General features: G+C 65.5%; 6 protein-coding genes. 3 read left to right on the forward strand and 3 right to left on the reverse strand.

The window, feature by feature from the left end; all coding sequences use genetic code 11:
- On the reverse strand, nucleotides 1–288 hold a 288-nt coding region (locus JOZ76_RS08245; RefSeq protein WP_291698131.1), incomplete at its 3' end, for a hypothetical protein.
- A 291-nt stretch (nucleotides 289–579) separates the two neighbouring features.
- On the opposite strand from JOZ76_RS08245, the gene JOZ76_RS08250 reads away from it, so the two are divergent.
- Both JOZ76_RS08250 and JOZ76_RS08255 read left to right on the forward strand, forming a co-directional pair.
- On the forward strand, nucleotides 580–1,170 hold the full coding sequence (locus tag JOZ76_RS08250) for an NADPH-dependent FMN reductase (RefSeq protein ID WP_291698132.1): 591 nt from the start codon (nucleotides 580–582) through the stop codon (nucleotides 1,168–1,170).
- A 208-nt stretch (nucleotides 1,171–1,378) separates the two neighbouring features.
- Nucleotides 1,379–2,344, forward strand: coding sequence for a hypothetical protein (locus JOZ76_RS08255; RefSeq protein ID WP_291698133.1), 966 nt, complete (start codon nucleotides 1,379–1,381; stop codon nucleotides 2,342–2,344).
- Nucleotides 2,345–2,412: 68 nt separating this feature from the next.
- On the opposite strand, the gene JOZ76_RS08260 is transcribed toward JOZ76_RS08255, so the two are convergent.
- Entirely contained in the window at nucleotides 2,413–2,805 is a 393-nt protein-coding gene (locus JOZ76_RS08260) for a hypothetical protein (protein ID WP_291698134.1), read from the reverse strand.
- A gap of 293 nt (nucleotides 2,806–3,098) precedes the next feature.
- Between JOZ76_RS08260 and JOZ76_RS08265 the strand changes: the two genes are divergently transcribed.
- Nucleotides 3,099–3,917 carry a hypothetical protein gene (locus tag JOZ76_RS08265; RefSeq protein ID WP_291698135.1) on the forward strand — a complete coding sequence of 273 codons (819 nt, stop codon included), beginning with the start codon at nucleotides 3,099–3,101 and terminating at the stop codon, nucleotides 3,915–3,917.
- A gap of 88 nt (nucleotides 3,918–4,005) precedes the next feature.
- On the opposite strand, the gene JOZ76_RS08270 is transcribed toward JOZ76_RS08265, so the two are convergent.
- A complete protein-coding gene (locus JOZ76_RS08270) occupies nucleotides 4,006–4,215 on the reverse strand; it encodes a hypothetical protein (RefSeq protein ID WP_291698136.1) in 210 nt (69 codons plus the stop codon).
- Between the last annotated feature and the right edge of the window lie 802 nt (nucleotides 4,216–5,017).

The following is a 5,017-nucleotide window of genomic DNA, read 5'->3' on the forward strand; positions in this document are numbered from 1 at the left end:
GATGGGTTGTTCGACGGATCGCATCTGCCGCAATGCAGCTTGCGCGGGCAGCGCAACAACGTTGACCTGGGTCAATGCATCAAGGGCAATTGGAAGGTTTTCGGCCACGCTGGCGCGCTCGCCCTTGTTCGGACCTATTATCCCGAACACACCACGACCGTGCTCGGACGATTTGGCGCCGTGCCCGACCAGTTGCGATTTGAGGAAGGTTTGGTCTGGCGCCCGGCCGCTTGCAGCCGAGCACACTGCCGGGAAGGTAAGGGGCCATGCCTCACTGATGCAGCCCACAAAACCTTCGCCCGGCGTGCCGTTCGTAGCTTTACCGCTATACCATGGTCCGAACGCGCACCACGATACTATCGCGGCTCTCTCTGCGGAGGTGGAGTCATTGAACCTCCCGTCTGCGTGGTTGGCCAATGTGATCGCCGCTAGAGGCGACTTAGCGATGCTCCTCCGATCCGTTTCTCCTGTCAAGCCGGATCACCCCAGAGCCGGCAGCCGCCGCCGGTCAAATTGTACGGTATTTCGGGCGCGCTTCCTGATGCGCCGATCGCATTGCGTGGTAAGGTCGGGATCGAAATGACGCACCGCATTCTGGTCTTCTATGGCTCCTACCGCTCCGATCGGATGGGCATCCGCTTGGCCCGTTTCGTTGTCGCCGGGTTGCGGGCGCGCGGGCTGGATGTCGAGCTGATCGACGCCAAGGCCGTGGGGCTGCCGATGCTCGATCGCATGTACAAGGAATACAAGAAGGGCGAGGCTCCGGCCGTTCTGGAAAAGCTCGCGGGCCAGATCCGCGAGGCCGACGGATTTGTCTTCATCACCGGCGAGTACAATTGGGGCGTTCAGCCCGGCCTGAAGAACCTGACCGATCATTTCCTCGAAGAATGGTTCTGGCGTCCGGCCGCGATTGCGAGCTACTCTGCGGGACGTTTTGCGGGAGCGCGCTCGGCGACCGCCTGGCATGGCATCCTCTCCGAGATGGGCATGGTAGTGATCTCGAGTTCGCTTGCGGTCGGTCCGATCGCCCAGACCCTTGCCGAGGAGGGGGAGCCGATCGGGGAGGGCGGAAAGGCCCTGGTGCGCGCCTTCCCGCGCTTCGCCGACGACCTTGAGTGGTGGGTCGAGGCGGCGAAAACGCAGCGGCAACAGAAGGCGCCGCCCTATTGAGCGGGTACTGCCCCATTTTGTTCACGTTCTTGCCTTGCTTTGAACAAGCCGGACTGGAGGGTGGGCCGGGGGCCGAACGCCATCGAGCTCGTGCCGCCGCAGATCCGCCGGCCGCTGTTGTGTGCGTGTGCGTGACATTGGACCCAAATCCGGAGCGCCGATGCAGTCCACATTGAACCCTAAGCAAAAGAGTGCGGATGAGGTCGTCGTGATCGCACCCGACGTGGTTCGGGTAGCCCCCGGGGACAAGGATTTTGCCGACACGTCCCAGAGCGGCAAGACCCCTCCGTCCGATGCGTCGACCCGTGCAGGCTCCGATGCCTCGGCCGTGCCGCCCGTCGACGCGACCTTTCGCGCCGCGGCCGTCAATACGGCGAACGCCGGCGCCGAGGGAAGATCATTGGGCCAAAGTGCGGTGCGCGCGCTCAAGAGCCTCGTGATCGCCGTCGTGCTGGCTGCAGGCAGCGGCGCGATCGCCTATGGCTGGCAGAACTACGGCGACACGGCCAAAGAGATCGTTCTCGACTGGTTGCCGCAGCACGTCCCGACCTCGATCCCATCGCTGTCATCGCTGCTGCCTTCGATATCATCGCGTCAGGAGGCCTCGGCGCCAGTCGAGCAGCCGGGGGCGGCGGCCACCCAGGTGGCGACAGGAGTTCCCGCAGCGCAGCCGGCAGCGTCCGATATGACGGCCTCCGTGGCGCAGGCGACCGATGCTGCCTTACCCGCCGCCGCTTTGCCCGGCGAATCGACCCAGTTGCTGCAGTCCATGGCGCACGACCTTGCCTCGCTCGGTCAGGAGATCGTCCAGCTCAAGACCAGCATCGAGCAGCTCAAGGCGAGCCAGGAGCAGATGGCGCGCGAACTGGCCAAAGCGCGCGAACAGACCGCCCGGCCCAAGGTGGCCGTCGCGACGCCGCCGATGCGGCCGGCCGCATCGGCGCTGCCGCTACGCAGACCGCCGCCATCCTATCCGCCGACCGCGGCCGTAGCTTCGCCGTTGCCACGCGTGCCGCCGCAGACCGTCGGCGCCGTGCCGCCACCACGGGGCGTCGCACCGCCGCCGATGCCCTATAACGCCGCGCCTCCGGTGTCGCTGCAGCCTGATCCGCAAGCCGGCGCGGACGGGGAGGATGGCGGGCCGGTGGTACGGCCACCAATGCCGGTCCGGTAGGAACCGGCATCGGCTCCGGCCTCACTGCCGATCCCGCCTGGCGCCTGCGCCGCCAAGGCGGCTCGAGCCTATTGCTTGGTGCGAATGAGCCCGGCGAGGCTGGTTTTCTGGGTCTCGCACCAGCTCGCCATGCCGAGGCGCCGCTGGTCGAAATCCGTCGACTGGGTCGCGATCGCAACTTCCTTCATCAACGTATCGTCGCCGCGCTCGCCCATTTTGCCGCCAGTGTGCATGAAGGCGATCGCCTTGCGGACCTGCTCGGTGGTCCCATCCGGCAGGTGCATCTCCTGCGCCTTCTGCAGCAGGTCCTGATAGGCGACGTCGGTGCCGGGGCATTCGACCTTGGCGGCAAAGGCCTGCAAAACCAGGGTCACGTAGGTGGCGCGCGGCGAGTCGGCTTGCGCGTGTGCCGTACCGGCCAAAAGCCCTGAAATCAATGCAATGAGAACACCAAGTCGCATGTTTCTTCCTCCCTTTCGGAAAAGCCTAGCGCCGAGCGCGTGCCGTGCGCAACGGGTATGCGGCATTGTCCGGTTGCGTGACGGCGCAGTCGTCGGCGGCCGACAGCCGAACTGCGAATGCCGGCGGCACGTCGCGCTTCGGCTCCGCATCGCTGTGTCCTCCATGCAATAGCGGGGTGGCGCCATCGGGGGGCCGCATACTTATCACCGATTGGTCTTGCTTTGGTCAAAGCGCTGCGTCGATCTAGCCCGCACCGAAGATCGCCCTCATTCGGCATTGGACCGGCCAAGGAATGCCAACGCAGCCACCACCGAATACGCAGGATGTCGATCCGAACGAGATCGGGATCGTTCCTGAGAATGAAGAGCTCGTCGGCTACGTTTACAAGCGGGTGGTGCGCGAAGTGCTCGCGCGCATCGACCAGCGTCTTGCCGAGCTCGAGAAGGCAGCCGCGCCCGATCCGACCGAAGCCTCGGTGTTTGGTTCGGCCATCGCCGCCGGCGGGGGCCATTCGTTTTTTCGCCGCTGGGGAGTGCGCGTCGCCGCCGCGTCGCTGGTGTCCATCGCCGTCATCGGCGGGGCGGCCGCCTGGTACGTGTCCGACAGCGACGGGCCACGCGCGCTGATCGCGCGTCTGCTGCCCTCGTTCGTCTCCTCCGGCGGTTCGGCACCGCAGGAAAACCAGCCGCCGCAAAGGGACGGCCAGGACACCGCGATGGACTCGGCCACGCGCGGCCCTCAACTGGGCGGCGCGATGGACAACGTCGCTCCGCCGACATCTCCGCCGCCGAGCTCCGCGGACAATGACCCGCGGCCGGCTGCCGCCAGCTCGCCAGAGCTCGCCGCGCTGGTCCAGAAGCTCACGACCGACATCGAAAATCTCGGGCAGGGCATCGACCGGCTCAGGATGAGCCAGGACCAGATGAGCCGCGACAACGCGCTGGCCATGCAGCAGTTGCAGGCCGGGCAGGACCAGCTTGTCCGCCTCGTCAAGCCGTCGGCCCAGAACGCCAACGCGCAGGCCAAACCGTCCGCGCCACAGCGTAGCACGCCCCGGCCGCCGCGCGCGACCCGGCCGGCGCCGAGCCTGCTGTTCCGCCGCGCGACCTAAAGCGCCTTGATCGAACGGCTATCGGTCTATGCGCGAGGCAAGGGTGCACCTCGTATGTGGATCCAGTCGAAGCTCAACTGGCCACGCTTTAGCCCCTGCCGAGCCGGCGCTCCTGCTCCTTGAGCAGATTGTCGAGCTCCTCGGTCTGGCGCGCGATGCGATCGGCGTTTCGCTCCTCGTCGGCCGCGCCCGACTGCGATGCCGCCTGTTCGGTGATCTGGCGGATGTTGTCGCGCAGGATGGCGATCCGACGGGCGAGCTCAGGGGTCGACAGCGAACTGAAATCGGTCACGCTCATGGTTTTCCCCGCAATCGTTTCATCGAGGCGAACGGCTCGGGCCGTCCTTATGTCGCGCGGCTCGAAGTCTATCATGGCCGCCGGCCGCCGCCATTATCATTCCAAGCTGGGTACGGCCGCGGCGATTTGCCCTTGGCCAGGGGGACAAGCGTTGATCCTGATCAACCTGTCAAAAAGCAACGGACACGGCTCCACGCTTCCGGCGCGCCTTGGCGCCCGGGCTTTGCATGAAGCATGCCCTCCAGTGAGCGAGGGCGCAGGGAATGCCGGGTGAAGGCCTCACCCATGGCCCGCCAGCAAAAAGAAAAGCTGGCGGCAGACACCACAGGTTCAGCCAAGTCATCCGGCATTCCCTGCGCGGTGATTTACCGGCTTACTTCGTGCTCTCCCCGGGGAACCGGGCTTTCTTGCCCCCGTCGCGCGCGAGATCATCATCTCGCACGCTTGACACCAGCGTCGGGGTGTCAGGACCACACGACTTCGCCGTCCGCATCGAGGCCGATCGTCTTCGGCACCGACACGTCCACCGCATCCCACGCGCAACGTCCGTGACGACGCGTCCGCCCCTCTTCAAATCGCGCGCGGGACGGGTGCAGAATGCATCTGATTTGGGGTCGGTGTCAACTTAAATTCCGAAAAGCAGAAGTTATTGGCCGCGTCAAAATGGCACGACGGGCAAATTGCGCATGGCGCGCATGCGTGAAATCAGCCTCGGGCCGCAGCCGGCCGAAACCTCGCATTCTTTATTGGTGGTCCGCAGCGCGACCAGATCGCTGCACTTGTATGGATAGCCTCGCAGTTG

The organism is Bradyrhizobium sp. (genome assembly GCF_019244115.1).
GTDB lineage: Bacteria > Pseudomonadota > Alphaproteobacteria > Rhizobiales > Xanthobacteraceae > Bradyrhizobium.

Excerpts from the sequence above, each read along its gene's own strand:
- JOZ76_RS08250 (WP_291698132.1), top strand. The coding sequence starts at position 580 with ATGACGCACCGCATTCTGGTCTTCTATGGCTCCTACCGCTCCGATCGG.
- JOZ76_RS08260 (WP_291698134.1), bottom strand. The coding sequence starts at position 2,805 with ATGCGACTTGGTGTTCTCATTGCATTGATTTCAGGGCTTTTGGCCGGT.
- JOZ76_RS08265 (WP_291698135.1), top strand. The coding sequence starts at position 3,099 with ATGCCAACGCAGCCACCACCGAATACGCAGGATGTCGATCCGAACGAG.
- JOZ76_RS08270 (WP_291698136.1), bottom strand. The coding sequence starts at position 4,215 with ATGAGCGTGACCGATTTCAGTTCGCTGTCGACCCCTGAGCTCGCCCGT.